The organism is Parasphingorhabdus sp. (assembly GCF_048267785.1).
In the GTDB taxonomy this organism is placed as follows: domain Bacteria; phylum Pseudomonadota; class Alphaproteobacteria; order Sphingomonadales; family Sphingomonadaceae; genus Parasphingorhabdus.
On sequence record NZ_JBLWWU010000002.1, the window covers coordinates 1 to 25818 of the forward strand.

General features: G+C 56.7%; 28 protein-coding genes and 1 pseudogene. 10 read left to right on the forward strand and 19 right to left on the reverse strand.

Going from position 1 to position 25818, the window contains the following annotated elements; all coding sequences use genetic code 11:
* The 8 genes and pseudogenes from ACN0VD_RS02035 to ACN0VD_RS02070 form a co-directional block, all read right to left on the reverse strand.
* Window positions 1–392, reverse strand: a pseudogene (locus ACN0VD_RS02035) (electron transfer flavoprotein subunit alpha/FixB family protein); the annotation flags it as partial.
* A 115-nt stretch (window positions 393–507) separates the two neighbouring features.
* Entirely contained in the window at window positions 508–1254 is a 747-nt protein-coding gene (locus ACN0VD_RS02040) for an electron transfer flavoprotein subunit beta/FixA family protein (protein ID WP_417591089.1), read from the reverse strand.
* A 200-nt stretch (window positions 1255–1454) separates the two neighbouring features.
* Window positions 1455–2654 carry an ADP-forming succinate--CoA ligase subunit beta gene (gene sucC / locus ACN0VD_RS02045; protein ID WP_417591091.1) on the reverse strand — a complete coding sequence of 400 codons (1200 nt, stop codon included), beginning with the start codon at window positions 2652–2654 and terminating at the stop codon, window positions 1455–1457.
* 130 nt (window positions 2655–2784) lie between these two features.
* A complete protein-coding gene (locus ACN0VD_RS02050) occupies window positions 2785–3072 on the reverse strand; it encodes a hypothetical protein (RefSeq protein ID WP_417591092.1) in 288 nt (95 codons plus the stop codon).
* A 96-nt stretch (window positions 3073–3168) separates the two neighbouring features.
* Entirely contained in the window at window positions 3169–3684 is a 516-nt protein-coding gene (locus tag ACN0VD_RS02055; protein ID WP_417591094.1) for a GNAT family N-acetyltransferase, read from the reverse strand.
* 13 nt (window positions 3685–3697) lie between these two features.
* Window positions 3698–3997, reverse strand: a complete 300-nt coding sequence (locus tag ACN0VD_RS02060; protein WP_417591096.1) for a hypothetical protein — start codon at window positions 3995–3997, stop codon at window positions 3698–3700.
* A gap of 11 nt (window positions 3998–4008) precedes the next feature.
* Window positions 4009–4542 (reverse strand): inorganic diphosphatase, encoded by a 534-nt coding sequence (gene ppa, locus ACN0VD_RS02065; RefSeq protein WP_417591098.1) that lies wholly within the window; start codon window positions 4540–4542, stop codon window positions 4009–4011.
* Window positions 4543–4556: 14 nt separating this feature from the next.
* Window positions 4557–6497, reverse strand: coding sequence for a M61 family metallopeptidase (locus tag ACN0VD_RS02070; RefSeq protein ID WP_417591100.1), 1941 nt, complete (start codon window positions 6495–6497; stop codon window positions 4557–4559).
* Between the two features lie 120 nt (window positions 6498–6617).
* Here ACN0VD_RS02070 and hisS point away from each other — a divergent pair, with 120 nt between their 5' ends.
* The 4 genes from hisS to ACN0VD_RS02090 all read left to right on the forward strand — a co-directional run bounded on the left by hisS (window position 6618) and on the right by ACN0VD_RS02090 (window position 10765).
* Window positions 6618–7949 (forward strand): histidine--tRNA ligase, encoded by a 1332-nt coding sequence (hisS, locus tag ACN0VD_RS02075; RefSeq protein ID WP_417591102.1) that lies wholly within the window; start codon window positions 6618–6620, stop codon window positions 7947–7949.
* Entirely contained in the window at window positions 7946–9022 is a 1077-nt protein-coding gene (prfA, locus tag ACN0VD_RS02080; protein WP_417591104.1) for a peptide chain release factor 1, read from the forward strand. The genes hisS and prfA overlap by 4 nt, the downstream gene beginning before the upstream one ends.
* A complete protein-coding gene (prmC, locus tag ACN0VD_RS02085) occupies window positions 9015–9851 on the forward strand; it encodes a peptide chain release factor N(5)-glutamine methyltransferase (RefSeq protein WP_417591106.1) in 837 nt (278 codons plus the stop codon). Before prfA ends, prmC begins: the two co-directional genes overlap by 8 nt.
* 236 nt (window positions 9852–10087) lie before the next feature.
* Complete coding sequence (locus tag ACN0VD_RS02090; RefSeq protein ID WP_417591108.1) at window positions 10088–10765, forward strand: DUF4167 domain-containing protein; 678 nt, start codon at window positions 10088–10090, stop codon at window positions 10763–10765.
* 119 nt (window positions 10766–10884) lie between these two features.
* Here ACN0VD_RS02090 and ACN0VD_RS02095 read toward each other — a convergent pair whose 3' ends face one another.
* Window positions 10885–11625: a YgfZ/GcvT domain-containing protein gene (locus tag ACN0VD_RS02095; protein ID WP_417591110.1), complete on the reverse strand. Its 741-nt coding sequence runs from the start codon at window positions 11623–11625 to the stop codon at window positions 10885–10887.
* A 52-nt stretch (window positions 11626–11677) separates the two neighbouring features.
* Between ACN0VD_RS02095 and pyrC the strand changes: the two genes are divergently transcribed.
* Window positions 11678–12718 (forward strand): dihydroorotase, encoded by a 1041-nt coding sequence (gene pyrC, locus ACN0VD_RS02100; protein WP_417591112.1) that lies wholly within the window; start codon window positions 11678–11680, stop codon window positions 12716–12718.
* A 75-nt stretch (window positions 12719–12793) separates the two neighbouring features.
* On the opposite strand, the gene rarD is transcribed toward pyrC, so the two are convergent.
* Window positions 12794–13750: an EamA family transporter RarD gene (gene rarD / locus ACN0VD_RS02105; RefSeq protein WP_417591114.1), complete on the reverse strand. Its 957-nt coding sequence runs from the start codon at window positions 13748–13750 to the stop codon at window positions 12794–12796.
* A 38-nt stretch (window positions 13751–13788) separates the two neighbouring features.
* Window positions 13789–14010, reverse strand: a complete 222-nt coding sequence (locus ACN0VD_RS02110; protein WP_417591116.1) for a hypothetical protein — start codon at window positions 14008–14010, stop codon at window positions 13789–13791.
* Between the two features lie 88 nt (window positions 14011–14098).
* On the opposite strand from ACN0VD_RS02110, the gene ACN0VD_RS02115 reads away from it, so the two are divergent.
* The 3 genes from ACN0VD_RS02115 to ACN0VD_RS02125 all read left to right on the forward strand — a co-directional run bounded on the left by ACN0VD_RS02115 (window position 14099) and on the right by ACN0VD_RS02125 (window position 16010).
* Entirely contained in the window at window positions 14099–14650 is a 552-nt protein-coding gene (locus tag ACN0VD_RS02115; RefSeq protein WP_417591118.1) for a GNAT family N-acetyltransferase, read from the forward strand.
* 39 nt (window positions 14651–14689) lie between these two features.
* Window positions 14690–15127 carry a DUF1330 domain-containing protein gene (locus tag ACN0VD_RS02120; RefSeq protein WP_417591120.1) on the forward strand — a complete coding sequence of 146 codons (438 nt, stop codon included), beginning with the start codon at window positions 14690–14692 and terminating at the stop codon, window positions 15125–15127.
* A 112-nt stretch (window positions 15128–15239) separates the two neighbouring features.
* Window positions 15240–16010, forward strand: a complete 771-nt coding sequence (locus tag ACN0VD_RS02125; protein ID WP_417591122.1) for a hypothetical protein — start codon at window positions 15240–15242, stop codon at window positions 16008–16010.
* Between the two features lie 94 nt (window positions 16011–16104).
* Here ACN0VD_RS02125 and ACN0VD_RS02130 read toward each other — a convergent pair whose 3' ends face one another.
* The 8 genes from ACN0VD_RS02130 to secB all read right to left on the reverse strand — a co-directional run bounded on the left by ACN0VD_RS02130 (window position 16105) and on the right by secB (window position 23543).
* Complete coding sequence (locus ACN0VD_RS02130) at window positions 16105–16878, reverse strand: SDR family NAD(P)-dependent oxidoreductase (RefSeq protein WP_417591124.1); 774 nt, start codon at window positions 16876–16878, stop codon at window positions 16105–16107.
* 32 nt (window positions 16879–16910) lie between these two features.
* Window positions 16911–18158 carry a cytochrome P450 gene (locus tag ACN0VD_RS02135; protein WP_417591126.1) on the reverse strand — a complete coding sequence of 416 codons (1248 nt, stop codon included), beginning with the start codon at window positions 18156–18158 and terminating at the stop codon, window positions 16911–16913.
* A 19-nt stretch (window positions 18159–18177) separates the two neighbouring features.
* A complete protein-coding gene (locus ACN0VD_RS02140) occupies window positions 18178–18519 on the reverse strand; it encodes a putative quinol monooxygenase (protein WP_417591128.1) in 342 nt (113 codons plus the stop codon).
* Between the two features lie 12 nt (window positions 18520–18531).
* Entirely contained in the window at window positions 18532–18942 is a 411-nt protein-coding gene (locus tag ACN0VD_RS02145) for a nuclear transport factor 2 family protein (protein ID WP_417591130.1), read from the reverse strand.
* An 84-nt stretch (window positions 18943–19026) separates the two neighbouring features.
* Window positions 19027–20310 (reverse strand): UDP-N-acetylglucosamine 1-carboxyvinyltransferase, encoded by a 1284-nt coding sequence (gene murA, locus ACN0VD_RS02150; protein ID WP_417591132.1) that lies wholly within the window; start codon window positions 20308–20310, stop codon window positions 19027–19029.
* A 77-nt stretch (window positions 20311–20387) separates the two neighbouring features.
* Entirely contained in the window at window positions 20388–21383 is a 996-nt protein-coding gene (gene trpS, locus ACN0VD_RS02155) for a tryptophan--tRNA ligase (RefSeq protein WP_417591134.1), read from the reverse strand.
* Between the two features lie 4 nt (window positions 21384–21387).
* Complete coding sequence (murJ, locus tag ACN0VD_RS02160; protein WP_417591136.1) at window positions 21388–22977, reverse strand: murein biosynthesis integral membrane protein MurJ; 1590 nt, start codon at window positions 22975–22977, stop codon at window positions 21388–21390.
* A gap of 23 nt (window positions 22978–23000) precedes the next feature.
* A complete protein-coding gene (gene secB / locus ACN0VD_RS02165; protein ID WP_417591138.1) occupies window positions 23001–23543 on the reverse strand; it encodes a protein-export chaperone SecB in 543 nt (180 codons plus the stop codon).
* Between the two features lie 280 nt (window positions 23544–23823).
* Between secB and ACN0VD_RS02170 the strand changes: the two genes are divergently transcribed.
* Window positions 23824–24489 carry a Tim44/TimA family putative adaptor protein gene (locus ACN0VD_RS02170; RefSeq protein ID WP_417591140.1) on the forward strand — a complete coding sequence of 222 codons (666 nt, stop codon included), beginning with the start codon at window positions 23824–23826 and terminating at the stop codon, window positions 24487–24489.
* Between the two features lie 25 nt (window positions 24490–24514).
* Window positions 24515–25816 (forward strand): murein transglycosylase A, encoded by a 1302-nt coding sequence (locus tag ACN0VD_RS02175; RefSeq protein ID WP_417591142.1) that lies wholly within the window; start codon window positions 24515–24517, stop codon window positions 25814–25816.
* Window positions 25817–25818: the final 2 nt, after the last annotated feature.

A 25818-nucleotide genomic window follows, 5' to 3' on the forward strand; every position in this document is an offset into this window, starting at 1 on the left:
GCGTTGCCGGCGTAGATCGGCCGGGTGAACGTGTCTTCGCTTTCGACCGAGAGAATGTCGCTGATCTGCATGACGTCGAGCAGGGCTGCGACGCGCGGCGCGATATTCTTGCCGGTGGTGGTGGCGGGCGCGAGAAACGCGTCATGCGTGTCCATTAGGCCGGCGATCAGCGGCGCGGCATTTTCCGCGAGCTGATTGGCGAGCGCGGCGTCGTCGGCGACATGGACGGTGGCAACGCCAGCGACCTTGGCAACCTGTTCGGCAACGCTGCCACAGCCGGAGCCGATGACCAGTGCATGGACTTCGCCCAGTTGCGACGCGGCGGTGACAACGGCCAGCGTCGCGTCCTTCATGTTACTATTGTCATGTTCGACTAAAACTAGAGTTTTCATTTTTGTAACTCCTTAAATCCTTGTTCCATTCCGTTCGTGCTGAGCCTGTCGAAGCACCTTGTCCCACCATCCTTCGACAAGCTCAGGATGAACGGGGGTGATTGGGCTCAAACGGTTAAATGGCTCCCACAGCTTTGAGTTTCGCGACCAGCGCATCGACGTCTTCGACCTTTTCACCGGCCTGGCGAACCGGTGGCTCGGTGACGGTGATGGTGGTCAGACGGGGGCTGATGTCGACGCCGTAATCGGCTGGCGTTTTCTCATCCATCGGCTTTTTCTTCGCCTTCATGATGTTCGGCAGCGATGCATAGCGCGGTTCGTTGAGGCGCAGGTCGGTGGTGACCACGGCGGGCAGGTTCAGCTTGACCGTCTGCAGGCCGCCGTCGATTTCGCGCTTGACGGTGATGCTGTCGCTTTCGAGTTCAACGGTGTTGGCGAACGTACCCTGACCCCAGCCGAGCAGGGCTGCGAGCATCTGGCCGGTCTGGTTCGAATCGTCGTCAATCGCCTGCTTGCCGGTAATGACCAGCTGCGGGGATTCTTCTTCGACGATTTTCGCGAGGATCTTGGCGACGCCGAGAGGTTCGACTTCTTCGTCGGTGACCACGAGGATCGCCCGGTCCGCACCCATGGCGAGGGCGGTACGCAATGTTTCCTGCGCCTTTTGCGGGCCAACCGAAACCGCGACGATTTCTTCTGCCTTGCCGGCCTCTTTCAGGCGGATAGCTTCCTCGACGGAGATTTCGTCAAACGGGTTCATCGACATTTTGACATTGGCGAGATCGACGCCGCTGCCGTCGGATTTGACCCGCGGTTTCACGTTATAATCTATCACCCGTTTTACGGGCACCAGGATTTTCATTGCTGTTTCCTTTTTCTAAATTTCACTACGCGATTAACTTACGTTCACGTAAACGTCAAGTTTTCCGCTGCGGTGCAGCATTATCGATTTTGCCACCAGGGCAAGTGCCATTCGTACCGAGCTTGTGTCGAAGTACGGAATTACGCACTCCATCATCCTTCGACAGGCTCGGGACGAACGGCCTTTTGTCTTCCGTCCGATCAGGCGGCTTCTTTCACCTGTGCAACAATCTTCTTCGCTGCATCGCCGAGGTCATCGGCCGACACGATCGGCAAGCCGCTCCCAGCAAGGATTTCCTTGCCCTTCTCGACATTGGTACCTTCAAGACGCACGACCAGAGGCACGGAAAGATCGACTTCCTTGGCTGCGGCGACAATGCCTTCGGCGATGATGTCGCATTTCATGATGCCGCCAAAGATGTTGACGAGAATGCCTTCGACCGCAGGATCGGCCAGGATGATCTTGAACGCCGCGGTCACTTTTTCAGTGGTCGCGCCACCGCCTACGTCAAGGAAGTTGGCCGGGAATGCGCCGTTGAGCTTGATGATATCCATCGTCGCCATAGCCAGACCCGCACCATTGACCATACAGCCGATATTGCCGTCGAGCTTGATATAGGCGAGGTCGGATTTGCTGGCTTCGACCTCTGCAGGGTCTTCCTCGGTTTCGTCCCGCAGTGCGGCGAGATCGGGATGACGCATCAGCGCGTTGCCATCGAAGCTCATCTTGGTATCGAGCACGATCAGCTGCTGATCTTCGGTAACCACCAGCGGATTGATTTCGACCATTTCGCAATCCATCGCGAGGAAGGCGTCGTAAAGTTTCTTGCCGAGCTTTTGCGCCTGCTTGTTGAGGTCGCCCTTCAACTGGAGTGCAAAAGCGATTGCGCGACCGTGGTGGGGCATGAAGCCCTGCGCCGGATCAATGGTGATCGTGCGGATTTTCTCTGGTGTGGAGTGAGCAACTTCCTCGATATCCATTCCACCTTCAGTGGACACAACCATCGCGATCCGTCCACTGGCCCGGTCGACCAGCATCGAGAGATAAAATTCCTTTTCGATATCAACGCCGTCGGTGACATAGAGGCGGTTGACCTGTTTGCCGGCTTCACCGGTCTGGATCGTGACCAATGTATTGCCGAGCATCTCTTCGGCATTGGCGCGGACCTCTTCAATGGATTTCGCCAGCCTTACGCCGCCTTTTGCATCAGGGCCAAGTTCCTTGAACTTGCCTTTGCCGCGTCCGCCCGCATGAATCTGGGCTTTTACAACATAAAGCGGTCCGGGGAGTTTTTCGGCTGCGGCGACCGCTTCATCAACGGTGAGCGCTGCATAGCCGGCAGGAACGGCGATGCCGTGTTTGGCAAGCAGATCCTTGCCCTGATATTCGTGGATATTCATGGAGAGAGGCGACGCCTTTCATTGGTGGAAATAGAGAGTCTCGCGGAGGGCTAAAGCATAGTTGGGGGGGGATTTCCAGCCCTCCATTGGCTATATGGCTTGAATTTCACTCGCATTTTTGATCAGGCGATTATTTGATAGCGCAAATAACGCCCGAACTGGTGACAACTCCTACGATTTCCGGATCCTGAAGCGCGCGCGTCTGTTTGACAAACTCCTTAATCGTAATATCGCCCGGCTCGCGTTTCTTGAGCTTGCCGAGACCATTCAGCCTATTGAGTTGCCCCGGCGAAAGCCCGGCGGCCATGCAGGCCGATATCGGAGCGGACAGTCCAGCGCTCATCAGCCCATTACGCACCCGCGTTTCGGGGGGGTGGCGCAGGCCGCCAGTGCTGACAGTGTTATCACCCCCCCCCATACATCCGGATCACGTTGGTTTTTTGGATTTCGCCAGTTCGATTGTTTCAAGCATGACGCGCTTGGTTTCGCCAGACCCGCCTTGGCGGCGGGCAAACTAAAGCGTCAATCGCATGGCACAGCGGCGATTTCCCGGCAGACCATTTTCGATTTCCGCGGTCAGTATGTCCGCGAGTCGATTTGGAATTTCGGCTGATTCCAGCGTCTGATAGCCCATATTGTGATAAAAATTCTCGTTGAACGGCAGGTCGCGGAACGTGGTCAGGGTAAGGGCCTGTCTATGCTTTTCAGCAGCATATTCTCTCGCTGTCTCCATCAGGCGCCGCCCGACCCCCTGGCCCTGATAGCCGTCCGCGACCGACAGTTCGATGATATGCAAGGCGTCGTCAAAAATCGCGCTCGTCAGAAAGCCGATGCAGCGCCCGTCCTTCATCGCCACCCATACGCTGCCTTCGGCAATATAAATCCGGTGCGAATCGGCTGACATCGGGGCTTCGCCGGCAATCCATTCCAGACCCGGGACCGACAGGAAGGCCTTTGCTGCCGCACTTTCTATTTCGGGCAGGCTTGGGGCATCATCGCTGGTTGCTGCCCGAATGGAGATGCCGGCCATTGTCGCGCTGCGCCTATTTGACCGCACAGATCAATCCGGATGACGTGACGACGCCCAGAATTTCCGGATCCTGCAGCGACCGGGTCTCCCTGACAAATTCCTTGAGCGTTATCTCGCCGGGATCGCGATTTTTCAGCTTGCCGAGACCGCTCAGCTTATTGAGTTGCCCGAGCGACAGCCGATCAACCATCCGGTCCGCCATGCAAGCAGATACCGGGGCCGAAAGCCCGGCGCTCATTAGCCCGTTACGCACCCGGGTTTCCGGGGTAGCACAGCCAGCCATTACCGACAGCGCTATCACCCCCCCGATCATCCGGAGCACGTTCATTTCGTGGATTTCGCCAGTTCGATCGCTTCCAGCACCACGCGCTTGGCTTCGTCGGCGTCGCCCCATTTGCCAACCCGGACCCATTTTTCAGGCTCAAGATCTTTATAATGGGTGAAAAAATGTTCAATTTGCTGCATCACGATTTCGGGCAGATCATTGCCTTCGTCGATCTTGCGATAATAAGGGAAGGTGGCGTCGATCGGAACGCAGAGCAGTTTTTCGTCACCGCCATGTTCGTCTTCGAGGTTGAGCACTGCAATCGGCCGGCAGCGAACCACACAGCCGGGCATGAACGGCGAGCGCGCCACAACCAGCGCATCAAGCGGGTCCCCATCGGGCGACAAAGTGTGGGGAACGAAGCCGTAATTGGCCGGATAGCGCATCGGTGTGTGGAGAATTCGGTCAACGAACAGCGCGCCGGATTCCTTGTCAAATTCATATTTGACCGGTTCGCCGCCAACCGGGACTTCAATAACGATGTTCAGGCTTTCTGGCGGGTTATCGCCAGTCGGAATTTTATTAATATCCATGAAAAAGGTGGTCCTTATCTGGTTTTTGGCTGCAATAGCCGGTCTATGCCGCCTTCTTGATCAGCACCCTCTCCGGTGATTTTTTCCAGCGCCGGATAGCGCAGGCCGCCGGAATGGTCGACCATAAAATTATGGTAGGCTTCACCATTTTTGGCGAAAATTTCGATCATGCCTTCTGCCCCGCGATTTTCCGCGACCGCCTGTTTTAGCGCTTCGTCGCTATAGGCCTTGCCGTTGATGGCCGAGATAGTGAGGCCGGATTTGAGGCCTGCCTTGAACGCCGGACTGTCCCAGATCACCGATTTGATCGTGCCCTTGCCGCCCATGATCAGACCGATGCTGTAGCTGAGATCGAGCTGCTTGCGGCGTTTGTCATTGGCCAGAATATAGGCGCTTGGCGTATCGACATAGACGAGCCGGTAACCGCCGAGGACGAGACCGTTTTTGGGCGCTTCTGTCGCGGTCCGGTACACCCGCTCTTCAATGAACTTTTCCCAGTCATACGGCTGGATCTTGCTGAGCGCGGCGACGACATCTTTCTGCTCATAGGTAACCACGCCCCAATCACCATTTTTGCCGCCAAAGAACAGCTTTGCAAAATCCTCCAGCGATTTTTTTCCACCCGATTCGCGCCGGATGATCTGGTCGGCTTCAAGCCAGATCAGCAAGCCCTCGTTGTAATAATCCTCGGATCGTTGCCAGCTGGTCCAGGGTTTGGGCCGTCGCGCCGCGATGATCGGATCATGGGCGGTGTCAATCAACGGGCGCCATTTCCGTCCTACTCGCTGGTCCATGCCCGCGGCGATAGCGGCGAGGGCATCGAGCGTATCCTGCTTCGAATAGAGTCCAGATCGTGCGCCGAGCACATAGCCCCAGAATTGCGTCTGTCCTTCATAGACCCACAGCAGGCTGTCGCGCATCGGTTGCCGGAAATCGGGCGTCCACATGCCGGCCGGACGTCGATATTTGCCATTCCAAGCGTGGGTTATCTCGTGTGGCAGCAGGTTGCGTCGGCCCGGGCCGGCATCCCAGTCGGTGAAATATTCCGGAGTTACGCCATTCTCGGATGACCGGTGATGCTCCAGTCCGATGCCACCCATATCGTCGGTGAGCGCAAGGAGAAAATCATAGCGGTCATATGGATGGCTGCCGAATAGCGCTTCGGCTTCTTTGACGAGTTTGACATGGTGTGCGAGCTGTTGCTTTTCAGGCTTCAGGAATTTTGCATCATCCGCAACGATATTGAGATGCACGCGGTTGGTCAGCTGATGGGTCTGGAAAAATTGGCCAGCGAAAACCGGGCTGTCGACCAGAGTGTCATAGTCGGTCTTTTCGTACACAATCGTGCTGCCGGTCCGTAATTTTGGCCGCATTGCGCTCGCGGCTTGCCAGCCATCCGGGTAAATGGCGGTAGCCTCTACCGGAATCTGTCGTACGTAATAGCCGGCCGGATATAGCGAAACCTGATGCCAGCGGAGGTTGAGCATGGCTGGTGCCATGACAATCCGTCCATGGCTGCTGGTGGTGGCAGAGACAAACTGGAATTTTGCGGTAACCGCGTCGACATTTTCCGGGATCGTCAGGTGAAAGGCGAAGACATCTAAATCATCGCGGATCCACGCCAGTTTTTTGCCATTTGCGGAGAATTCCAGTCCGGTAACTTTCTCGATCTCGCCGCGGGGCGCATGGTTGCCGGGGAGCCATTCGGGATAGAGCAGGGTGAGGCGACCCGCTTTTGCCACCGGGATCGTCTGGGTAATGCGGAATATGCCCTGATCGTGATCACGGGCATCGACGGTCAAGGTCATGGTGCCGGGATAGGTTATGTCCTGCGGCGCGGGAATGGTTTGCTGCGGCGGGACATAACTGGGTTTGCTAAGACGGGCCGGCATTGCAGCCGCTGTTGTAGAAACGGCGATAGCCAAGATCAGACCCAATATGCCAACCAGACGCATGCTTAGAAAACCCCTATAGAAAAGAGAGCGCCTGAATGGCGCTTTCCGCAACTTTCGTCCAGAGGCTTGGTGGAAATAAGTCACTTCCGCTTTGCCGCTTCTCTGGCTAAAGCGCTCTCCATGGCAAAAATACAGACACCCCAGCCCGTGCGCGGCACGCAGGATATATTTGGCGAAGATCAGGAGCGATTCCAGCATGTCGTGGAAACCTTTGATCGGGTACGGCGACTCTACGGGTTCAGGGGCGTGCAGATGCCAGTCTTCGAACCGACCGCAGTCTTCGCCCGTTCGCTCGGTGAGACCACCGATGTCGTGTCGAAGGAAATGTATAGTTTTGAGGATCGCGGCGGCGACAGCCTGACATTGCGGCCTGAATTTACAGCGGGCATCTCACGTGCCTTCCTGACCAATGGCTGGCAGCAGCATATGCCGCTGAAACTCTCGGCGCACGGACCCCTGTTCCGTTATGAGCGGCCGCAAAAGGGCCGTTACCGTCAGTTCCACCAGCTCGATGCGGAGATTATCGGCGCAGGCGAAGCGGCGGCGGATGTCGAACTGCTCTGTTTCGCCGATCAGCTTTTGAAGGAGCTGGGTATTGATGATGGCGTGACCTTGCAGCTCAATACATTGGGCGATGCGGAGAGCCGGGATGCGTGGCGGGATGCTCTGGTCGAGCATTTTCAGGCGCACCGCAAGGACCTGTCGGAAGACAGCCAGGACCGGTTGGAGCGCAATCCGCTGCGGATTCTCGACAGCAAGGAACGGCAGGACCGCCCGATTGCGGATAGCGCGCCGGATATTGACGCCTATCTTTCGACCGAGGCGAAAGATTTTTTCGCACAGGTGACCGAAGGACTGGACGCCTGTGGCGTAGCCTGGACGCGTAACAGCCGTCTGGTGCGCGGGCTCGACTATTATCGGCATACGGCGTTTGAATTTGTGACCGACCGGCTGGGCGCGCAGGGAACCGTGCTGGCTGGCGGGCGATATGACGGGTTAATCGAGACACTCGGCGGCCCGGCGACGCCGGCCGTGGGTTGGGCTGCCGGGATTGAGCGGCTTGGGATGTTGCTGTCCGAAGCGCCGGAAGCTTCCTTGGAGCTTGCCATCGTGCCGATGGGCGATGATGCCACGGTCAAGGCGCTGTCGGTGGCGAACGAACTGCGCAAAACCGGATTTTCAACCGACATTTTCGGAAGCGGAAAATTCAAGAAACGGATGGCGCGCGCCAATCAGGCGGGCGCATTGGCGGCAATCATCATCGGCGAAGACGAACTGGCGTCCGGCAAGCTGCAGTTCAAAAATCTGGCGACCGGCGAGCAGACCGGACTGGATGTCGCAGAGATTACGGAAAAAATGTGGGACCTGAGATTTTCTGATGATCTTGATGATCTCGACTCCGAACTCGTGGCTTTGGAACAAGATGTGCAGTCGACGGGAGACAGTGATTGACCACCATTACTCCCCAGAGACTGGCGCAGATCGAGGCGCGTTTCGCCGAGTTGCAGGCGATGATGGCATCCGGCGATCTTGACAGCGATAAATTTGTCGCCGTCTCCAAGGAATATGCCGAGATCGAGCCGGTCGCGGAAGCCGCTGCGCAGGTAAAAAATCTGCGCGACGAACAGCAAGGCCTGACCGAAATGCTTGCCGGCGACGATGCCGAGATGAAGGCCATGGCCGCCGATGAAATCGACAGTGTCAGGAAGGCGCTCGAAAAAGCTGAACATGCTCTTGCGCTGCAACTGTTGCCCAGAGACAGTGCTGATGACCGTCCCGCAATGCTCGAAATCCGCGCTGGCACCGGCGGTGACGAGGCTGCGCTTTTCGCCGGTGATCTGTTCCGCATGTATACGCGCTATGCCGAGGACCAGGGCTGGAAGGTCGAGATGATCTCCGCCAATGCCTCGGAAGTCGGCGGGTTCAAGGAAGTTGTCGCCAATATCCAGGGCAAGGGCGTGTTCGCCAAGCTGAAATTCGAATCCGGCGTCCACCGGGTCCAGCGGGTCCCGGAAACGGAAAGCGGCGGGCGTATTCATACGTCAGCGGCCACCGTTGCGATCCTGCCGGAGCCGGAAGAGGTGGACGTGCAAATCCGCAACGAGGATCTGCGCATCGATACATATCGGGCGAGCGGCGCCGGTGGTCAGCATGTCAACAAGACCGACAGCGCGATCCGAATCACGCATTTGCCGACTGGTCTGGTGGTGCAATGCCAGGACGGCAAATCACAGCACAAGAACAAGGCGCAGGCGATGAAGGTGCTCGCCGCGCGGCTTTACGAGCAGGAACGAGACGCTGTGCAAAGCGAGGAAGCCGAAGCGCGCAAGTCGATGGTCGGCTCGGGCGATCGTTCGGAGCGGATTCGGACCTATAATTATCCGCAGGGCAGAGTGACCGACCACCGGATCAATCTGACGCTGCACAAGCTCCCCGAAATTGTCGAGGGCAGCGCCCTTGGCGAGATAATCGATTCGCTGATCGCAGAGGATGAAGCCAGCCGGCTGGCCAATCTGGATGGCTGATGCCGCCGGGGCACTGCGTGCGGCAGCGCAACAGTTGTCGGAAATTTCCGACAGCCCCCGTCTCGACGCGGAATTGCTGATGGCGCATGCGTTGCAGATCGACCGGGCGGAACTGCTGTTGAAATTGCCGGAATTGTCCGTACCCGCGATATTTTCTGCGCTGGTCAGCCGCCGCCAGACATCCGAGCCAATTGCCCATATCATCGGCAAGAAGGAGTTCTGGGGGCTTGATTTTCTAGTTACGCCGGATGTTCTGATCCCCCGCCCCGACAGCGAATTGCTGATCGAGGAAGCGGTGCGCCTCTTGGCAGCACAACATCCGCAGCGGATATTGGACCTAGGCACGGGCAGTGGCGCGCTTCTGCTCGCTGCGCTCAGCGAATTTCCCGCGGCCAGCGGTATTGGAATCGACGCCAGTTCGGCTGCTCTGCAGATTGCCCATAATAATGCCGATGCGCTGGGAATGGCCGACCGGGCCAGGTTTCTGCTGCTCGACTGGACGTTGCCCGATTGGACGGGGGCTTCTGGTTCCGGCTTTGATCTGGTGCTTGCCAATCCGCCTTATGTCGCGACGGGCGCGCAATTGTCGGCCGATGTGGCTCAATATGAACCCCATAATGCCCTGTTTGCGGGAGACGACGGGATGGACGATTATCGGATCATCATTCCCGCGCTGGAAAAGCTGCTTTCACCAACCGGTATAGCCATGGTCGAAATCGGATTTGATCAAGCGGTTCCAGTTTCGGAATTGGCTATTGCAAATGGCTATGATATTGAATTAAAAAAGGATTTAGGTGAAAATGACCGTTTGTTAATCCTGCGCCCGTAAAAAGGGCTTGGTTTTGATGGAGCGAGTCGCTAAGACTTGTTCAGGCGCAGATGATTTCTGGCTTTTCCCTAAATCACTGGCCTGCCCCCAACTTGATAATTTTGCTGGTTTTCGGCGAGAATTTGTCTTGTATGGGCCGCTGTGAACGGGTTGTCTGCAGCGCAATTGCCACCAGCGCGTGGCTATAACTTGAGAAAGACCAAGTTTATAAACGGTATAAGGATACCTAAAATTTGATGAACAATCGTCAACCTAGCCGCCGTGGGCGTGGCCGGAACACCAATAACCGTCCTCAGGGTAATCGTGGCGGCGGAGCAGACCGGGATAACCGGATCGATAGCCGCGCACGGGGCAATGCTGCGCAGATGCTCGATAAATACAAGAAAATGGCGCAGGACGCGCAGGTCAATGGCGACCGCGTCCAAGCCGAATATTATCATCAGTTTGCCGATCATTATTTCCGCGTGAACGCCGACACAATCGCTCGCCGCGAAGAACAGCGGCTCGCTCGTGAAGAATCGCGCGGTGAACAGCGTGGTGATAATCGCGGTAACGGCTCCGCTCAGGGTGACTCCAATGACAATGATGGCGATCATCAGCGTGGTCGTCCGCAGCAAGCACAGCAAAAGCGGCCTCAACGTGACGATCCCGAAAATCGTGACGATAGCGGCGATATTGCCGCGAATGATGCGACAGAAGAGAAAAAGCCGGTTCGCAGCCGTCGTCCGCGCAAGGTCGAAAATTCGGCATCGCGCAAGGAAACGGATGAAAAGAACGGCGAGTCGAATGGTCTCGATGCCAGCGCCTTGCCACCGGCGATTTCACAGGCAACGGAGATCGAGGTTGAAAAGAAACCTGCGCGCAAAAAGCGGGTTCCCAAGAAGCAACCTGTTGAAGAAAACGACGCTGCCTGAGGCGCTTTTCGGCGGATATTATGGTGATGAGGATGGCAGCGAAGGCTGACGCTCATCACTAATTCGCGGATTTTCGCATATTGCCGGCAGAACCCGGTCAGGCCGGGACAGCGAATATATTATTTCTGAATGGCGGTTTCCAGCCAAGCGGGCAGATCCAGCCCCTGCAGATCATCGACGCGCCGATGCTCCACCGACAGGTCGTATGCGGGATAAGCGGTGCGCTGGCGCTTTTCATCAGCCTGTTCCAGCGGTACCACCACCATCCGCCGGTTGACCTTTTGCCGGTAATTCATCCGTGCGGTATTTTCCTGTCCGACATAACAGCCCTTGGTGAAGCTGACGCCGTTCAGTTCCGCAGCGTTGCATTCGAGCCATAAAATTTTGTCGCTGCCAAGTTCAGCGGCGCCCTCGGTTACACCGAGCGACAGGCGGTGCTTCCGATAATCTTCATCCACGCCCGCGCCATCATCGGGGCTATTCAGCCAGCGATGCCCCAAGGCTGCCAACCGGGGATCGAACGGCCTGTTTTCGGCTGCCAAGGCCCAGTGAACGCCCACCGAATCATCCAGAGCGATCTCGATCTTTCGCCGTAACCGATAGAGTTTCAGACGACGGACAAGTCCCTCGGCCTGCTCCTTCTCGCAGTCGATCAATATATCATCGCCCTCGGCCCACAGAAAGAAATCGAACAGCACCTTCCCCTGCGCGGTGAGCAGTGCCGACCATTGGGAGGCGCTTTGCTCGACAGCCGCCATATCCTGGGTAACCAGTCCCTGCAGAAACTGCCGGACATCTTCGGATGCGTCGGTAGCGGAGAGGCGGATGACGGCGCGGTCATTAAGTCTGGTTTCGGTCATGGCATTTAGGTAGGGTGCGCGAACCGAAAAACCAAGCCATGCGCGGAGCTATATGACCGATACCATTACTATTCGACGCCCGGATGACTGGCATGTGCACCTTCGCGACGGCGCCATGCTGGAAGCTGTCGCTCCGTTTACCGCCCGGCAATTTGCCCGGGCGATCATCATGCCCAATCTTTCACCGCCGGTGACAAGCGCTTCCCGTGCGGCGGCCTACCGGGAACGTATCATGGCGGCGTTGCCGGAGAATGCGGATTTCACACCGCTGATGACCTGTTATCTCACTGACGATGCCGATGCAGACGATATTGTTGCCGGCCATGCGGATGGTATTTTTACCGCCGCTAAACTTTATCCCGCCAATGCCACAACGAACAGCGCGCACGGAGTGACCGATGTGGCGCATATCATGCCGGTGCTGGAGCGGATGCAGGATATAGGCATGCCGCTCTTGGTCCACGGCGAAGTGACCGACGGCAGCATCGATATTTTTGATCGGGAAGCTGTATTTATCGAGCGGGTATTGGCAAAATTGATCGCTGCGTTGCCAGAACTGAAAATCGTGTTTGAACATATTACCACGGAGCAGGCGGTGCAGTTTGTTGACAGCGCCGGTCCGAATATCGCAGCGACCATCACGCCGCATCATCTCCATATCAATCGCAATGCGATGTTCGCCGGCGGGATGCGTCCACATGCCTATTGTTTGCCCGTTGCGAAGCGGGAACAGCACCGTCTGGCACTGCGCAAGGCGGCCATCTCCGGGTCACGAAAATATTTTCTCGGAACCGATAGCGCGCCGCATGAGGTTCATGCCAAGGAATCGGCGTGCGGCTGTGCCGGGATTTTCAATGCACCCTATGCACTGGAGAGCTATGCAACGGTGTTCGACGAAGAAGACGCACTTGACCGGCTTGAGGGCTTTGCCTCAGTGTATGGCCCGCAATTTTACGGCTTGCCGCTCAACGAAGATCGGGTGACCTTGAAACGCGGCAGCTTGGCTGTGCCTGACAGCCTCGAAACCGCCGACTCCACGCTCGTTCCCTTCCATGCAGGGGCCGAATTGATCTGGCGAATCGCTCAATCCTGACCAATTGCCGCTTGTTGCTATTAGGCGCTCCTGTTGGAAATATCGTTAGTCGCCGGCAGGGAGGCGGAAATACATTCAGACCGGATGGATTTTCCGCTCTGTCTTGCCCGCGAGAAAGCTGTCGGTTGAATAGATCGCCAAGCTGATCCAGATCAGCACGAAGCAGATGATGAGAGAAACAGTCAGCGCTTCTTTGTAAACCAGCACGCCGACCAGAAACTGGATCGTCGGTGCGAGATAGTTCAGCAATCCTATCGTGCTGAAGGGCATTTTCTTGACCGCTGCGGCGAACAATAGCAGCGGGGCAGCTGTGACGAAAGCTCCGCCGATCAGCAACAGGTCAATGATATGATCCTCACCGAGATGCACGCTTGTCGCAGACGATGGCATCGCAAAGGTCAGCCAGATCAGAAGCAGGACGAAAGGGAGGAACAGGATCCCGGTCTCTGCTGTCAGGCCGACGACAGGTCCGATATCTGCGATTTTGCGGATCAGCCCATAGCAGCTCCATGAAATCGCCAGAGTGAGGCTGATCCAAAGCGTATCCAGCGCTTGCACGGCCAGAACGGAAACGCCGACGGCGGCTAATGCAATGGCGATCCACTTGTTGCGGGTGAGTTTCTCGCCGAGAAATACCCTGCCCAGCAAGACGCTGAGCAGCGGGCTGATAAAATAACCGAGACTGGAGGCGAGAATATGGTCCTGGTGCACGGCCCATACATAAATGAGCCAGTTGAACGCGATGAGTCCGGAACTGACCAGCATCGTCCAACGCATTTTGCGATTGGCCAGTGCTGTCCTCAGACCGCCAAGATTTTTGCGGAAATAGAGGATGACGAGCAACAGCGGTACCGACCAGATGATGCGATGCGCAACAACTTCGAGTGCGCCCACGCTTTGCAGCAGTTTGAAATAGACCGGCATCAGGCCCCAGATCAGGAATGCAATCAATGCCTGTATGAGACCGATTCGGCTGGTGGATAGGGCAGTGGCCATATGGCGGCGACTAAGCCTTGCATCGCTGCCGGGCAATCAAGAAATCCTATACCCGGGAAAACCCCGCAACAGGATCAGATAATGCCGCCACCGATCCAAAGGCGTAAAGCGCATATGCCCATGACAATGATGCAGAAATACATACCGCTGGTGCGGGAGGAGATCAGCCCGAATAACGCGCCGATCCCGGCGAAGGGAAGGATCAGCCAGTTGGTCCAGCCAAGCAGGGGAACCAGGCCAATGAAGGACAGGATAAGGGCGATGATGCCGATGAAGATTGAGATGAGATTAGCCATAACTGTGTTATAAACATAAAGCACTTACATTTCAAGCATTTCAATTTGTAAAACACATAGTAGGATTGGCGTTTGCAGGGAGAGGGCAATGGCTATTGATGATATCAGAATAGAAACGGAGCGCTTGATTTTACGACCGCCCAATGGCGACGATTTTGAGCTGTGGGCCCAGTTCCAGTCCGACGAGGCTACGATGACTTTCATTGGTGGAGTCAAAAGCCGCGCCGAAAGCTGGCGGGATCTATGCTCCATGGTCGGGGCATGGCATGTACGTGGCTATGCGATGTTTTCCCTGATCCTCAAAGATAGTGGTAAATGGATTGGTCGTATCGGCCCATGGTATCCCGATGGCTGGCCCGGAACAGAGGTGGGCTGGGGCATCGCGCCGGAATATGCGGGCAGGGGATATGCTCTGGAAGCGGCTGTTGCGAGCATGAACTATGCCGTCGATACGCTCGGCTGGAGCGATATTTGTCACACGATTGATCCTGAAAACATTGCTTCGATCAGATTGGCTGAGCGAGTGGGTTCGACCAATCGCGGGCCGACCAAACTGCCTGCACCCTATCAGGATGCACGGGTTGACGACTGGGGACAATCCCGCGAACAATGGTTGGAGAACAGAAAGCAGTTTCAGTAGGCCACTCTGTCAGGCCGAATGGTAAGGGAGAGAAGGACAATGGCCGAAGATCGCTTTGTGGATCCCACGCGGGAAAGCTTCGACGCATTCAAGGCGCTGCCGCGCGATGTGCCGATCAACATGCTCAATCTGCTGCGTTTTAATGCGGTGGCACAATATCCTGCGGATCACCCCAATGCCGACAAGGGATGGAGCGGCGCGCGGGCTTATGAGGAATATGGCAAGACCAGTGGCCCGATATTCCAACGCGTGGGCGGCACGATCCTATGGCGGGGGCACATGGAATGCATGGTAACCGGGCCGGATGACAAGCAGTGGGATTCCTCCTTCATCGCCTATTATCCGAACAGCGGCGCGTTCTTGGAAATGGTCACGGATCCCGAATATCGAAAAGCGGTGGTCAATCGCCAGGCGGCAGTGCTGACATCCCGCCTGATCCGGTTCGGCGAAATGGACGGGCCGGACACGTTCGGGTAAAATCCCGAAATGGGACACAAGGTTAACAACAAGTCACCGGATTAACCAAATTCCCTAACGGAATATTAACGCTTTTTGATGCATCTGTTCCCCAAATTCAGGAGCAAATCGCATGTCTTACCTACCCCGTTCCCTTTGGCTGTCCGCAGCAGCATTTGCGCTGCCGCTGACGCTTGTTGCCTGTGGCAGCAATGAAGCCAGTGAAGAAGAACTGGCAAAGCTGGACGACAATCTGACTTCGGACCCGGCGATGAATGATGCGCTGGAAGATGCCATATTGGTTGATCCCGATCTCACAGATCAGGCCAACCGCAACGCTATCCGTGGAGCCAATGGTCCGGCTGACGGATCGGTGCCACCGGGAGCAGCCTATGCAGGCGACAAGGCCGCCCAAGCTGCTGCCCTGGGGGGAAAAATGCTGAGCGCGCCAAAGCCCCGACAGATGACGTCGGACGACGAATGTAGCAGCTGTGCCGGAAGCGAAGGCATGACACTGGGCGCGAAAGCGGAACAGCAGAGTGCACGGCGCGGCAAGGGCACGTGCGATCAGAAATTGAGCTATGACATGGGCTGGGCCAACCGGATGCCACCCGAATTTCCTGTCTACCCCAAAGCCAATGTACAGGAGGCCGCCGGTGTTGAAGGTGGTCTCTGCGACATTCGCGTGGTCAGTTTTACAACCAGTTCACCGATGAAGAGCGTCGTGGACTATTATTATACTCAGGCGAAGCGCGGCGGATTTGATGCCGAATATCTGCTGCGCGGCAGCGAACATGTTCTGGGTGGCACCAGAAGCGAGGACGATAGCGCCTATGTCATCACGCTTAACAAGCGTTCGGGCGGTGGAACCGTTGTCGATATTGTTGCGAGCAACGGACGCTAGGTCTGAAAAATCTTACCAAATAACGCCGGGCATCGCATTTCAATTCGTCCGGTGATTAAAGGTGGCCCGCTCCGGCCACCTTTTTTTGCCCATTTTATTCGCGGTAGCTTCCGCCCCCGTCGACGGTGATATCATTTGCGGTGGTGAAGCTGCTCAGATCGCTTGCGAGCCAAATCATCGCATCGGCGACTTCGACAGCCTGACCGACCCGGTTGATCGGATGGTTCCGGTTGAACAGCTCGACGGCTTCATCATGCGGTCCGGGATAGGCGGCGAGATAGCGTTGGTACATGGGCGTATCGATCGCACCGGGATGTACGGTATTTACCCGCACCGGATATTTTTCGGCTGCACAGTGAAGGGCTAGCGATTTGCTCAGCGCGGTGACCGCTGCCTTGCTCGCACAATAAGCAGCAAATTGGGCTCCGGGACGCATGGCAAGCATCGAACCGATATTGACGATCGTGCCGTCTTCACCACTTTCAAGAATTGCGGGGAGGCCGACGCGGCAGCCATAAAAAGTGCCCTGCATGTTGATATCGATGGTCCGGTTCCAGCTATCCAGGTCAACTTCGTCAACCGAGCCCGGTTCTGAAATGCCTGCGACGTTGAACAGCGTGGTGATCTTGCCAAAGCGTTTCTTGGTAGCGTCCACAGCCCCCTGCCACTGGTCGAGATTACGCACATCGAGCTCTACCGCATCAGCACGGTCGCCCAGCGAAGCAGCCAGCTCTCTGGCCTTTTCGATCTGGATATCGGCCAGCATCACCGAGCCACCTTCTTCGACAACGCGCCGTCCGGCGGTGCCGCCGATGCCTTCTGCGCCGCCTGAAATCAGTGCGACTTTTCCGTCCATCATACCCATCATTTATTCCTGTTCTCCGGCCTGTTGTTTTCAGCCTATTTCTTGTCGAACTCGATCGGCAGGTTGGCCAGTCCGCGCAGCATCATGTTGGGTGGGTAATTGAGTTCCGCGCCTTCCTTGATTCGGATGTTGTCCATCCGTTTGGCGAACTGCTGGAAGGATACGGTCATTTCCTTGCGCGACAGCATATTGCCAACACACATATGGATGCCGCGCCCAAACGCGAGGTGGGTGCGGGCATTCTTTCGATCGACCTGAAACTCATTCGGGTTTTCAAACTGTTTGGGATCACGGTTCGCGGCATGATAACGCATCATCACCATCGCTCCTTTGGGCAGCATGACACCGCCCAGTTCGGCATCGCGGTGCATCACCCGCCAGATTCCGGAAGAGCCGCTGGACATGCGCAGCACTTCTTCCACCGCATTGGGGATCAGCGAAGGATCATCCTGAATTTTCTTATACTGGTCCGGGTGGGTGGCAAAAAGGCGCATGCCTTCGGCCAGCGCCGCGGTGGTGGTTTCATTGCCGGCAACCATCAGCTGCTGGACAATGGACAGGGACTCTGCGTCATCGAGCGGCCGTTCGCCGTCAACCCGGGCATTGACCAGATCGGAAAGAATATCGTTCTTCGGTTCCTTGCGCCGTTCATCCATATTGGCCTTCAGCGCGTGCTGATATTCCACCACCTCGCGTTCAGTCTCCAATTGCCGTTCGCGGGTCATCATACCGGAAAGCCGGTCTACAAAGGCGTTGGTCCAGCGCTTGATCGTATGGGCATCGGCGACGTCGAGGCCCAGTTGCACGGCGATGGTCCGCACTGGCATCGGGATCGCATATTCCTCGACAAATTCGCATTCACCCTTGTCGATAAAGCCGTCGATCAGCTCGTTTGACATAGCCCGGATGCTGTCTTCCAGCTTGTTCACCTTCGGCATGGAGAAGGCGAGATTGACCAGTTTGCGGAACCGTGTGTGGACAGGCTGGTCTGCGGTCAGCAGGGTATTGACCTGTGGCCAGCCTTTCGCCTGGATCGCCTGCAGTTCCTCATCATTTTCAAGCTCTTCTTCGGATTTTCCACCGGAGAGCAGGGCATTGAAATTGTTGGAAAAATCATCCAGCCGCCCGACAGCTTCCGAGATCAGCTCATAATCGAGCACGACATATGTCCCGCTGGCTTCGTCGAAGAACACCGGGCTTTCGGCTCGCTTTTCTTCATAGAAGTCAAACGGATCAACCAGAATATCCGGCTGGAAAAGTGATTTTGACACGGCTTCGTTCATGACAGGTTCCTGCTTAATATTAGTCAAAAGATGGCGTGGGTTTGCCCTCTGCGTTGTAAACGGGGCCTTCGGCATCGACCCGATATTTTGCACTGACGGCGTTGATCAGGCCGAAGCTGCCGATATGGGCAAGCATATTGGCATAATGGACGTCCTGAAAATGCTGGGCGAGGGCTTCTTCGTCGGTCCATTCTTCAAACACTTCGATGCGTGACGGATTGTGCATGTCGGCTGCCCAGCTATAGTTGAGACAGCCTTCCTGCGTCAGGGCACCATCGATATAAGGTTGCGCCTTCTTCAGACATTCTTCCCGTCTGGCCGGGTCAACATCGATATGGGCTGCGATCAAAATTTTGGCCATGCTTCAATTCTCCTAAAGCTTGTTGCCGCCAAATTGAGCGACGACGACAAATATGCGTTTGCTGTACAGCCACTGGCCATCGACTTTGACAAATTCATCGTCATAGCGCCCACCGGCTACCCGGGGTTCGCCGTTCTCGACTAAAATTTCATGAGTTTGATAGCGGCCGGAGGCTGTATCCCCTTTAATGTCCAGAGAGGCAGGTATGCCCAGAAAACTGACCGCATCGAATTGGCTCATCGCGCCGTTCCAGAGATTGACTATATTTTCGCGGCCAACCACTTCGGTACCCATGAGAGACCAGATAGCATCTTCCGTCCACAGCGCGCCCCAGTCGTCGGGGTCTCTGCGCAGCACGGCGTCGCAATAGGCATCGTGCAATTCCCTGATGGCCAAGCGGTCTTCTATCGGTCCTGTAAACATGGACTCATCCTCTCCTGATTATGGAGAGACTACACGGCAAAAGCGCGGTGATGACAAGCTGCCATAAGTGCTAGCGGAGGAGGATCAATCGCCGCCGATTCGTTCGATATCGGCGCCCACAGCCGCCAGTTTCTCTTCCAGCCGTTCATAGCCCCGATCAAGATGGTAGATGCGTTGCAGCTTGGTTTCGCCTTCCGCTGCCAGTCCGGCTATTGCCAGGCTCATCGAGGCGCGCAGATCGGTGGCCATAACCGGTGCGCCGGTCAGTTTCTGGACGCCGCGAACTACGGCGGTGCGGCCCTTGGTTTCGATATCGGCGCCCATCCGGTTCAGTTCGGGCACGTGCATGTAGCGATTCTCGAAAATCGTTTCGGTAAGCACGCTGGCGCCATCGGCAAGACAGAGCATTGCCATCAATTGAGCCTGCATATCGGTAGCCAGACCCGGATAGGGCGCGGTGGAAAGGGTAAGCGGTTTGAGCTTGCCATCCGAAGCGACCCGGATTCCCTTGGCATGGATATCGACATCCAGACCGGCGTGGCGCAGCGCATCGAGTGTCGCTTCCATTTCGTCTGCTTTTGCAGCCAGCAAATCGACTTCGCCGCCGGCAATACCAACCGCGCAGGCATAGCTTCCCGCTTCGATCCGGTCCGACATCACTCGATAGGTACAGCCGTGCAGCCGCTCAACGCCGCTGATCGTCAGGGTCGAAGAACCGATCCCCTCAATCTCCGCGCCCATGGCGACCAGCATATTGCAGAGATCGACAATTTCCGGTTCGCGTGCCGCGTTCTTGAGGACACTGGTTCCGTTCGCCAGCACCGCTGCCATCAGCGCATTTTCCGTTGCTCCGACCGAGACGACCGGAAAAGTAAAATCCCCGCCGGGCAGGCCGCCGTCGGGCACGCGCGCGATCACATAGCCGCTGGTGGTCTCGATCGTCGCGCCGAGCGCTTCGATAGCCTTGAGATGGAGGTCGATCGGCCGGTTGCCGATGGCGCAACCGCCGGGCAGCGACACCCGGCATTCACCGGCGCGGGCCAGCAACGGGCCCAGAACCAGAATCGAGGCGCGCATCTTGCGGACGATATCATAAGGGGCTTCGGTCGAGGTGATCCGGCCCGCTTTCAGCGTCATCACTCGGCCGAAATCCTCGGGCCGTGCCCCCTCGATTGTGGTCGAAACACCCAGCTGGTTGAGCAGATGCCCGAAACTGTCGACATCAGCCAGTCGGGGCAGGTTGCGCAGAGTGACCGGTTCGTCGGTCAGCAGCGCGCAGGGCAACAGGGTCAGGGCGCTATTCTTGGCTCCCGAAATGGGGATCGTGCCGGACAGGCGATTGCCGCCGCGTATTGAGATAATATCCATGGTCCAGCATTTACCGGAAATGGTGATGCAGGCAAGTCTATTGCGCCGGTGGGCTCACGGCCGTGCAGCAAAAGCCGTCAGTCTCTCAGCAAGCCGAGCGCAGTATAGGCGGCTTCCACCGTTGGCCGTGCCAGCGCCGAAGCTTTTTCGGATCCGTCGCGTAAAATTGCGTCAATCGCATCGGTGTCCTTGCGCAATTCCTCGAACCGCTGGCGGATCGGCGACAATTTGCTCACCGCAAGATCGGCCAGTGCCGGCTTGAAGGTGCCAAAACCCTTGCCGGCATATTCGGCGATAACCGCGTCTTGCGGCTGATCCGCGAGCGCGGCGTAGATACCGATCAGATTTTTCGCTTCCGGGCGGTCGGCGAGATCGGCCATGTTGTCGGGCAGCGGTTCCGGATCGGTCTTTGCCTTTTTCATCTTGCGGGCGATCGTATCGTCATCGTCGCTCATGTTGATCCGGCTGAGATCGGAGGGGTCCGATTTGCTCATTTTTGCTTTGCCGTCTCGCAGGCTCATGATTCGTGCCGCCGTTTTGCCGATGAACGGTTCCGGCAGGACGAAGGTTTCAGTACCGGTATCACTGTTGAACTTTGTCGCAATGTCGCGGGCCAGTTCGAGATGCTGTTTCTGGTCGTCGCCGACCGGTACGTGGGTGGCCTGATAGCACAGGACGTCCGCAGCCTGCAGCACTGGATAGGCAAGAAGCCCGAGCGAGGATCTTTGTTTATGCTTGCCCGATTTTTCCTTGAACTGTGTCATGCGATCGAGCCAGCCCATCGGCGTGTTACAGATCAGCATCCATGCCAGTTCGGCATGCGCCGGCACGCGGGCCTGATTGAACAGAACCGACTTTTCCGGATCCAGGCCGGCGGCGACCAGCACCGCAACCATTGCGCGGCAATTGGCCGACAGTTCGGCGGGGTCATTGTGCACCGTAATCGCGTGCATGTCGGCGAGGAAGAAAAGGCACTCGCTCTCGTCCTGCATCTTCACCCAGTTCTTGATCGCGCCCAGATAATTGCCGAGATGAAGATTTCCCGTTGGCTGGATGCCCGATACCGTTCTCATTGTCTTAACTTCCTTCACTTGCAGCTTCTTCCGCCGCTTTCTTCTTGGTCAGCATGTTGATCTTGTCACGATCAATCGCGCCTGTCAGCCAGGCGAGAGCGCCATAAACCAGCGCGCCGACGCTGACCAGAGCGCCGATTGATCCCATCCGCTGCCAGATCGTGCCATCATAAAGGCTTGCACCAATCGGCGCGGCATAAATCAACACCGCTGCCATGCCTGCAGCGGAGGCGGTGATTCGTCCGATACGCAGCAATAACGCCCATTCCAGGTGGAAGTGGCCACGAAGGTGCAGCATCGCGTAAAGCATCGCACAATTGCACCATGCGGCTGTTGCTCCGGCGAAGGCAAGGCCCTTGATGCCGTAAAGGGGGATCAGCAGCAGGTTGAACGCAATGTTGATGAGCAGGGATATGCCAGCGGTATAGACCGGTGTTTTTGTATCTTTTCGCGCGAAAAATCCGGGGATCAGCACTTTTACCAGTACATAGGCAGGCAAGCCAACGACGAGCGCGGCGACGACAGCGGCGGTGGTTTGGCCATCCTCTGGGGTAAAATTACCGCCCACATAGAAGGATGTGACAATCGGTCCGGCTGCGAAAAACAGAGCGATTGCTGCCGGTATGGTTATCAGCATGGCCAGTTCGACTGCATTGCTTTGCAAACGCTGGGCACCACCCAGATCATCTTTCGCTATGAATCGGGACAAGGCGGGTAATATAGCGGTTCCCAGCGCAATGCCGATAATTCCCAGTGGCAACTGATTCAGGCGATCCGCCATGGCCAGATAAACGAAGGAACCTTCCGGTAGGCGACCAAGAAAGAACAGGTCGATGAACCGGCTGATCTGGTAGATTCCGGCACCAAATACGGCCGGCAGAATCAGCACGCCCAATTCCTTCACGTCTGCGTTGAACCGGGGCATTCTGATCGGAAAACGAAATCCGGTTTTCCGCGCCCAGTAGTAGAGCCAGAGCATCTGGACCAATCCGGCCAGAGCAACCGCGATGGCAAGAAAATAGGCTGTCTGGTGTGGATCATTTTCGCCGCTGATCAGATAGGAAGCAAGCAATGCCGCGATCATGCAAATGTTGAGCATGATCGGCGCTGCCGCTGCTGCCGCGAATCGGCTGAGCGAATTGAGAATAGCCGCAAAAAGCGTCGTGACACTGATCAGGCCAAGGTAGGGGAAAGTGATACGCGCGAGAGCAAGCGAGAAACCGTTCGATCGTCCGCCACGTCCGAAATCATCAATCAGCCAGAGAAGCCCCGGCATGGCAATCATCATGATTGCAGTGAAGATCAGCAACAGGGGGACAAAAACCGATAGCACGTCGACCGCGAAATTCTGGGCTGCGGTCCGACCTTCATCATCTTCCATCTTGCGGTTGAACAAGGGAACGAAAGCGGCGGAAAATGCACCTTCCGCAAACAGCCGCCGGAAGATATTGGGGAGCTGGAATGCCAGTTGCCAGGCGTCAGCCGCCGCACCGGCCCCCAATATCCGGGCAAGCATGATGTCGCGAACGAAACCGAAAACGCGGCTGACCAACGTCAGTCCGGCGATTGTTCCGGTAGATTTCAGCAGGTTCATGCCCGCTGTCCTAGCAAGGAGGCTTACGCGTTGCCAACCGGTTGTTCACCCGCCTGCTGCGCTGCCATCTGCTCGCGCTGCTGCAGATAGAGAGCGGTGAAATCAATCGGTTCCAGCAACAGCGGCTGGAATCCTGCATCGCGTACGGCGTCGGAAATAATTGCCCGGGCGAAGGGGAACAGGAGCCGTGGTGCTTCGGCGAAAAGGAAGGGATGGGCCTGCTCTTCGGTTACATTGCGAAGCCCGAAGAGACCGCAATAGAGCAGTTCAATGGCGAAGGCGACGCCTTCATCCGCTTTCGCGGTGACGTCGATTTTGAGTTCAACTTCATGAACCTCATCCGAGACGTTGGACGAACCGATATTGAACTGCACATCAATCTGCGGCTGTGCGTTCCACTGGTAAACATCTGGTGCGTTCGGATTCTCGACAGAAAGATCTTTTACATATTGCGAGATCACGCCAATTTGCGGCTGGGTATCGGCGCCATTGGCAAGCGGATCTGGGGTCGTCACGTTGCCGGAGGGATTCGCGCCGGATTCGTTTTGGTCATTCTCATCAGCCATCGGCTCTGTCCTTTCGGAAAATCGGTCAAATAAGTCTTCGGACGCATATTGCGCCACGGTTTCGCAGCGCGCCTAGCAGGGGACGGAACCGAGGGCAATGAAAGAGTAAACCACAACGCGGGTGCCCGGCACAGAGGGTGAATTTGTCAGCGCTGGTTAACAAATCGGCCGGTAGAAGATGGCGACCGATTGCAGCATTGCTGCTTTTTTCTTTAATGCCGTTTGAAACCGGCTCTTTTTCTGCCTATGTATAGGGCAACAGGAAAGATTGGATTGTGAAGTGACCATCGAAATCGTATTATTGGCTATGGTAGCGGCTTTCCTCGGCCTGCGGCTATATTCTGTGCTGGGCAAACGGACCGGCCACGAGCAGGAACATACGCCGCGGGGCATGGAACCGCGCGCAAATGAGCGCCGCCCGCTGGAAGATGCCAAGCCGCATGTTCCCGATATTGCTCCCGCCCATGCCGGAACGCCGACCATGGTCTACGACAGTAGGGCTGAAGCGGGAATGCGGGAGATCCTGGGTGCTGACCGCAATTTCGATGTCGGCCGTTTCCTTGAAGGGGCACAAGCGGCTTATGCCATGGTGCTCGAAGCTTTCTGGAAGGGTGACAAGGAAGAATTGAAATCGCTATGCGATGAAGATGTCTACGAGAGCTTCGCGGAAGTTATCGACGAGCGTGAAAAGCGCGGCGAAGTGCTTGAAAACCAGTTGGTGCGAATCGACAATGCCCGCATTTCCGAAGCGGATTACCGGCGTCCCGTGGCGCGTATTACGGTTCAATTTGATGCAGACATTGCCGCGGTAGTGAAAGACAAGAAGGGCGAGCTGATTGCCGGATCGCTATCCGATGCTGCCGAAACCCATGACGTCTGGACCTTTAGGCGGGACCTTTCCAGCGCCGATCCAAACTGGCTGCTCGACGAGACCGATGAGGTCTGATCCGCGGTCGCGAAGGAATATCATCATGAAAATCGGGACGCTTTTCGGCGCTATGACGCTGATCAGTGCTTGTTCGATGTCGATCATTCCGCAAGGGGCCGTGCAAGGAGCTTCTACCCAGCAAGAGAGCGGAGCGCCATCCGGCAATAGCTCCAGCTTCCCCGGTCGCCAGCCGGGCATGACGGGAAATGCGAACCAGAGCCTTCGGCCCGTCGATTCTGCGCAATTGATAAAAATCGGCGATGACCCGACCAGGGCTTTGGGCACCGGGATTGCAGCGGGCCCGGATATTGCCACGCTCAACCTTTCAGGATCCAAAGCGATATCGGCCCTGCAGTCTTTTCGCACCAGTTGTCCGTCACTCGTCCGGCGTGAGGATAACAGCGGACTGACAAATGGCACCGATTGGCAATTGTCATGCGAAGCCGCCAGAAGCTGGTCCGAAAATGATGCCGCCCGCTTTTTCGCTTCCTATTTTGAAACTGTGCAGGTCGGCGATGGAGCGGCTTTCGCAACCGGTTATTTTGAACCACAGATTCGGGGATCGCGGTACAAAAATGCCCAATATACCGTGCCGATTTACCGCCGTCCGGCCAATTTGATTGATGTAGATCTCGGCCTGTTTTCCGAAGAACTGAAAGACAAGCGCATCCGGGGCAAGGTGGACGGCACCAAATTGGTGCCTTTTGAAGACCGGGCCGCGATCGACGACGGCGCGCTCGCCGGTCAGGGGCTCGAAATCGCCTGGGCACAGGATTATATCGACCTGTTCTTTCTGCAGATTCAAGGCAGCGGTCGTCTGGCTCTTCCCGACGGTTCGATCATGCGGATCGGCTACGCGGGACAGAATGGCCGGGACTATACCGGTATCGGACGAGTGATGCGCGAACGGGGTCTGCTCGCCGATGGCAAGACCAACATGCAGGGCATAATCGAATGGCTGCGTGTCCATCCCGAAGAAGGGATGCGGATCATGCGCGAGAATCAAAGCTATGTATTCTTCCAGGAATTGACTGGTCCGGGACCTCTGGGAGCGATGGGTCATCCTGTTGTCGCGCGGACCTCGGTTGCGGCGGACCGGATGTTCGTGCCTCTGGGCGCCCCGGTCTATCTCGATATGGAGCATGATGTCGCTGACGGTCTCTGGGTGGCGCAGGATAGCGGAGGAGCAATCAAGGGCCCCAACCGTTTCGATACATTCTGGGGTGCAGGCGAAGAGGCGGCACAAATTGCCGGCGGCATGTCTTCGCGGGGACAGGCCCTGATTTTCCTGCCCAAGGGGACTCTCTCCCGGCTTTATGCATCCCAGCGTGCTTCGGGCCAATAAGT

Excerpts from the sequence above, each read along its gene's own strand:
- ACN0VD_RS02145 (WP_417591130.1), bottom strand. The coding sequence starts at position 18,942 with ATGTTTACAGGACCGATAGAAGACCGCTTGGCCATCAGGGAATTGCAC.
- prmC (WP_417591106.1), top strand. The coding sequence starts at position 9,015 with ATGGCTGATGCCGCCGGGGCACTGCGTGCGGCAGCGCAACAGTTGTCG.
- ACN0VD_RS02115 (WP_417591118.1), top strand. The coding sequence starts at position 14,099 with ATGGCTATTGATGATATCAGAATAGAAACGGAGCGCTTGATTTTACGA.
- sucC (WP_417591091.1), bottom strand. The coding sequence starts at position 2,654 with ATGAATATCCACGAATATCAGGGCAAGGATCTGCTTGCCAAACACGGC.
- ACN0VD_RS02055 (WP_417591094.1), bottom strand. The coding sequence starts at position 3,684 with ATGGCCGGCATCTCCATTCGGGCAGCAACCAGCGATGATGCCCCAAGC.
- ACN0VD_RS02125 (WP_417591122.1), top strand. The coding sequence starts at position 15,240 with ATGTCTTACCTACCCCGTTCCCTTTGGCTGTCCGCAGCAGCATTTGCG.
- ACN0VD_RS02130 (WP_417591124.1), bottom strand. The coding sequence starts at position 16,878 with ATGATGGGTATGATGGACGGAAAAGTCGCACTGATTTCAGGCGGCGCA.
- ACN0VD_RS02050 (WP_417591092.1), bottom strand. The coding sequence starts at position 3,072 with ATGGGGGGGGGTGATAACACTGTCAGCACTGGCGGCCTGCGCCACCCC.
- hisS (WP_417591102.1), top strand. The coding sequence starts at position 6,618 with ATGGCAAAAATACAGACACCCCAGCCCGTGCGCGGCACGCAGGATATA.
- ACN0VD_RS02040 (WP_417591089.1), bottom strand. The coding sequence starts at position 1,254 with ATGAAAATCCTGGTGCCCGTAAAACGGGTGATAGATTATAACGTGAAA.
- ACN0VD_RS02070 (WP_417591100.1), bottom strand. The coding sequence starts at position 6,497 with ATGCGTCTGGTTGGCATATTGGGTCTGATCTTGGCTATCGCCGTTTCT.
- ACN0VD_RS02060 (WP_417591096.1), bottom strand. The coding sequence starts at position 3,997 with ATGATCGGGGGGGTGATAGCGCTGTCGGTAATGGCTGGCTGTGCTACC.
- pyrC (WP_417591112.1), top strand. The coding sequence starts at position 11,678 with ATGACCGATACCATTACTATTCGACGCCCGGATGACTGGCATGTGCAC.
- ACN0VD_RS02135 (WP_417591126.1), bottom strand. The coding sequence starts at position 18,158 with ATGAACGAAGCCGTGTCAAAATCACTTTTCCAGCCGGATATTCTGGTT.
- ppa (WP_417591098.1), bottom strand. The coding sequence starts at position 4,542 with ATGGATATTAATAAAATTCCGACTGGCGATAACCCGCCAGAAAGCCTG.
- murA (WP_417591132.1), bottom strand. The coding sequence starts at position 20,310 with ATGGATATTATCTCAATACGCGGCGGCAATCGCCTGTCCGGCACGATC.
- ACN0VD_RS02175 (WP_417591142.1), top strand. The coding sequence starts at position 24,515 with ATGAAAATCGGGACGCTTTTCGGCGCTATGACGCTGATCAGTGCTTGT.
- ACN0VD_RS02120 (WP_417591120.1), top strand. The coding sequence starts at position 14,690 with ATGGCCGAAGATCGCTTTGTGGATCCCACGCGGGAAAGCTTCGACGCA.
- secB (WP_417591138.1), bottom strand. The coding sequence starts at position 23,543 with ATGGCTGATGAGAATGACCAAAACGAATCCGGCGCGAATCCCTCCGGC.
- ACN0VD_RS02095 (WP_417591110.1), bottom strand. The coding sequence starts at position 11,625 with ATGACCGAAACCAGACTTAATGACCGCGCCGTCATCCGCCTCTCCGCT.
- ACN0VD_RS02140 (WP_417591128.1), bottom strand. The coding sequence starts at position 18,519 with ATGGCCAAAATTTTGATCGCAGCCCATATCGATGTTGACCCGGCCAGA.
- trpS (WP_417591134.1), bottom strand. The coding sequence starts at position 21,383 with ATGAGAACGGTATCGGGCATCCAGCCAACGGGAAATCTTCATCTCGGC.
- ACN0VD_RS02110 (WP_417591116.1), bottom strand. The coding sequence starts at position 14,010 with ATGGCTAATCTCATCTCAATCTTCATCGGCATCATCGCCCTTATCCTG.
- murJ (WP_417591136.1), bottom strand. The coding sequence starts at position 22,977 with ATGAACCTGCTGAAATCTACCGGAACAATCGCCGGACTGACGTTGGTC.
- ACN0VD_RS02090 (WP_417591108.1), top strand. The coding sequence starts at position 10,088 with ATGAACAATCGTCAACCTAGCCGCCGTGGGCGTGGCCGGAACACCAAT.